Here is a 3,609-nt window from a genome sequence, read left to right as displayed (position 1 = left end):
CAGAGTTACCGTTCGGACCGCACCGACGCGCTGCCCGACTGGGCGCGCTGGCGCGATCTGATCTTTGCCTTCACCGCCGAGCCTGCGGTGGTGGTGCTGTCGTCGCGGGCGCTGGACGGGGCGCCGCCGCCGGCCACGCGGCAGGAGCTCATCACGCTGCTGCGCGACAACCCCGAGCGCTTCCGCAACGCCATCGGCACCTACGACGTGCGCGACAGCGGGCTGGGGTTTCTCTTCGCCACGCAGGAGGCGCGCTCGACCGATGCCTATTGGCGGCTCAGCGAGGTCATGGGGCGGCTCGCGCCCGAGCTTTACTGCTGCTCGGGCCAGATGGTCGACGACGTGATCAGCGGCCGCCTCAGCCTCGCCTACAATGTTCTCGGCAGCTATGCCGAGGATCGCATGGCGCAGGAGGGCCGGGCAGATATCGCGATCGTGCAGATGCAGGATTTCGCCAACCTGATGCTGCGCACCGCCATCATCCCGGCCACCGCGCAAGAGACCGGCGCGGCAGAGGCGATGCTCGACATGCTGCTCGAGCTTGGTCTGCGCGCCGAGGATGGCGACTGGCCGCTGCCGCCCTTGAGCCAGGGGACCGCCGGGTTCGGGCCGATCCGGCTGGGACCGGCGCTGATGGTCTATCTCGACCCGCTCAACCGGCGTGCCTTCCTCGCCGAGTGGGAGAACGCGCTCGAACAGCAGGCGGCGCAGGCGCCCTGACGCCGGATGCTTGGCCCGCCTGCCGTGGCAGGCCGCTCAGGCGGGCTCTACCTGCGCGAGGATGCTCTGCGCGCGCAGCCGCACCGGCGCGTCGACCATCGCGCCATCGACCGAAACTGCGCCGTCGCCCGAGGCCATGACCCGGCGGGCCCAGTCGATCTCGGCCTCCGACGGCAGGAAGGCGCGGCGTACCTCGGGGATCTGCACCGGGTGGATGCAGAGCTTGCCGGTCATCCCCATGGCGCGGGCGTGCACCGCGTCGTCGTAGGTCTCGGAGAGATCGTCGAGCCGCGCGGTGACGCCGTCGACGGGCGGGGCGATCCCGGCGAGGCGCGAGGCCAGCACCAGCTCGGAGCGCGCCGGCAGCAGCACCTCGGGCAGATGCTCGCAGCCGAGATCGGCGCAATAGTCGATCGAGCCGAAGACCAGCCGGCAGACCCCGGGCAGGGCGGCGATGGCGCGGCACCGGGCAAGGCCCAGCCCGCTCTCGATCAGCGCCATCACGGGCGCCGCGTCGCCAAGCGCATAGCAGAGCGCGGCAACGCTGTCAGGCCCCTCGGCCTTGGGCAGGATCACCCCGGCGAGGCTCAGCCCGCGCAGCGCGGCGAGATCGTCTTCATGCCACGGCGTGCCGGTGGCGTTGATCCGCACCAGCACCGGCAGATCCGTGAAATCGCTGCGCAGCGCCGCGCGGGCGGCCTCCTTCCGGTCGCGGGCCACGGCGTCCTCGAGATCGAGGATCACCGCATCGGCCCCCGAGGCCGCCGCCTTTTCGAAGCGGTCGGGCCGGTCGGCGGGAACGAAGAGCGGGGTTCGGATCGTCTCGGGGTTCACCATTCCGCTCTTGCCTCCATCGCAACGGGGCCGCCGGGCGCGGCGCTCCAGAGCAGCATCGCGCCGTCCTCTTCGCTGGCGTGCAGCACCAGCGGGTGGCCTGAAAACGCCGGCGACACCCCGCGAAACGCGAACCGCGCGGGCGCGGCGCCGCGCAGGTCGGCGGCGTATTGCACCAGCAGTGCCGCCTGCAGGGGCCCGTGCACCACGAGGCCGGGATAGCCTTCCTCGCCGGTCACGTAGGGCAGATCGTAGTGGATGCGGTGGCTGTTGAAGGTCAGCGCCGAGTAGCGGAAGAGCAGCTCGGGCGAGGGATCGACCTCGCGCCGCATCGCGCCCTCGGGGGCGGGCGGCGGCGTCTTGGGCGTCGCGCCCGGCGCCGGCGCATCGCGATAGACGATGTCCTGCCGCTCACTCAGCACCGCGCGCCCCTCGGCGGAGTATTCATGCGTGACGGTGACGAAGCACAGCGTGCCGCTGCGGCCCTGCTTGATCCGCACGTCGTCGATCACCGAGGCCCGCGTGACGGTCTCGCCGACGCGCGGGGCACTGTGAAAGGCGATCTCGCCCCCGGCCCACATGCGGCGGGGCAGGGTGACCGGCGGCAGGAAGCCGCCGCGATGCGGGTGCCCGTCGGGGCCGAGCTCGGCGGTGGCGGCGACCGCGTGGCAGAGCGCGTGATGCAGCAGAAGCGGCGCCTCGGCGCCCGCGCCACTTTCGCCGTCGCGGTCGAACGTGGCGAGGAAGCGCTCGGTCAGCACCGGGGTCAGCAGCTCGGAGGCGCGCTCCTCGCGACCGATCCATCCCTTCAGGTGATCGAGACTCATGTCCATCACACGACCTCCTCGAGCGGGGCGAGCCGGGGCACCGGGCCGAAGCGCGGGGCCTCGCCCTCCCAGACCGGGGCCGGCGCCGGGTAGGAGACCGGGCCGTTCGGGGTCTCGACGGTGATGCGCCGCAGATGCGGGTGGCCCGAGAGCCCCTCCATGTCGTTGACCCGCGCCAGCGCCACGTCGGCGCGCAGGAGCGCCGCCTCCGCCTCGTTGCCGGTGAGCGCGTTGAAGCGGGCGGCGAGCACGGCGTCGGTCTCGGTCCGGTTGGCGACGCGCGCCACGTTGGTGGCAAAGCGCGGGTCGCTGGCGAGGCCGGGCTGGCCGAGGAACAGGTCGCAGAGCTTTGCCCATTCGCGGTCGCTCTGGATCGAGAGCAGGATCTGCGTGCCGTCCCTGGCGGTGAACACGCCGTAGGGCGCGATCGAGGGGTGCGCGAGGCCGACGCGCTCGGGGCTCTTGCCGCCCTCGTGGTTGAGCAGCGGCACGGTGAGCCAGTCGGCCATGACGTCGAACATGGAGATCGAGATTGTGGCGCCCTTGCCGGTCACGCCGCGCCGGATCAGCGCCTCGAGGATCGCCGATTGCGCCGTGGCGCCGGTGGCGATGTCGACGATGGAGATGCCGACGCGGGCCGGCTCGGACGGCCCCCCGGTGATCGAGCAGAGCCCGGATTCCGCCTGCACCAGAAGATCATAGGCCTTGCGGTCGGCCATCGGGCCGCCCTCGCCATAGCCCGAGATCGAGCAGGTGATCAGGCGCGGGAACTCGCGCGTCAGTCGCTCAAAGGGAAAGCCGAGCCGGGCCAGAGCGCCGCGCTTGAGGTTCTGCACCAGCACGTCGCTCTCGCCCAGCAGCCGGGTGAGCGCGTCGCGGCCCTCCTCCGACATCAGGTCGAGCGTGCGCGAGCGCTTGCCCCGGTTGAGCCAGACGAAATAGCTCGACTGGCCATTGGCCACATCGTCATAGCCGCGGGCGAAATCGCCCTCGGGCCGTTCGATCTTGATCACCTCGGCGCCGGCATCGGCCAGCCGCGAGGTGCAGAAGGGAGCGGCCACCGCTTGTTCGATGGACACCACCTTCACGCCCTCGAGCGGGCGCATCAGAACGACCTCGGCAGGCCCAGCACGTGCTCGGCGACATAAGACAGGATCAGGTTGGTCGAGATCGGCGCCACCTGATAGAGCCGGGTTTCGCGGAACTTGCGCTCGACATCGTATTCGCA

Annotated in this window: 4 protein-coding genes and 1 pseudogene; 1 reads left to right on the top strand and 4 read right to left on the bottom strand. The window is 71.2% G+C overall.

Annotated elements, in window-relative coordinates; genetic code table 11:
* On the top strand, positions 1 to 720 hold a 720-nt coding region (locus tag AC6RA4_RS15055; RefSeq protein WP_500161647.1), incomplete at its 5' end, for an ABC transporter substrate-binding protein.
* 36 nt (positions 721 to 756) lie between these two features.
* Here the strand turns inward: AC6RA4_RS15055 and AC6RA4_RS15050 are convergent.
* The 4 genes and pseudogenes from AC6RA4_RS15050 to AC6RA4_RS15035 all read right to left on the bottom strand — a co-directional run.
* Entirely contained in the window at positions 757 to 1,557 is an 801-nt protein-coding gene (locus AC6RA4_RS15050; RefSeq protein ID WP_500161646.1) for an HpcH/HpaI aldolase/citrate lyase family protein, read from the bottom strand.
* The gene (locus AC6RA4_RS15045; protein WP_500161644.1) at positions 1,551 to 2,387 is read right to left on the bottom strand and encodes an HTD2 family dehydratase; all 837 of its coding nucleotides are present in this window, start codon (positions 2,385 to 2,387) and stop codon (positions 1,551 to 1,553) included. Before AC6RA4_RS15045 ends, AC6RA4_RS15050 begins: the two co-directional genes overlap by 7 nt.
* Positions 2,387 to 3,487, bottom strand: coding sequence for a CaiB/BaiF CoA transferase family protein (locus AC6RA4_RS15040; protein ID WP_500161643.1), 1,101 nt, complete (start codon positions 3,485 to 3,487; stop codon positions 2,387 to 2,389). The genes AC6RA4_RS15045 and AC6RA4_RS15040 overlap by 1 nt, the downstream gene beginning before the upstream one ends.
* A pseudogene (locus AC6RA4_RS15035) lies at positions 3,487 to 3,609 on the bottom strand (acyl-CoA dehydrogenase family protein); the annotation flags it as partial. The pseudogene AC6RA4_RS15035 and the gene AC6RA4_RS15040, both read right to left, overlap by 1 nt.

Source organism: Salipiger sp. (genome assembly GCF_059781815.1).
Note: the sequence above shows the minus strand (reverse complement) of the source record. Positions and strands in the feature narration are given on the sequence as shown.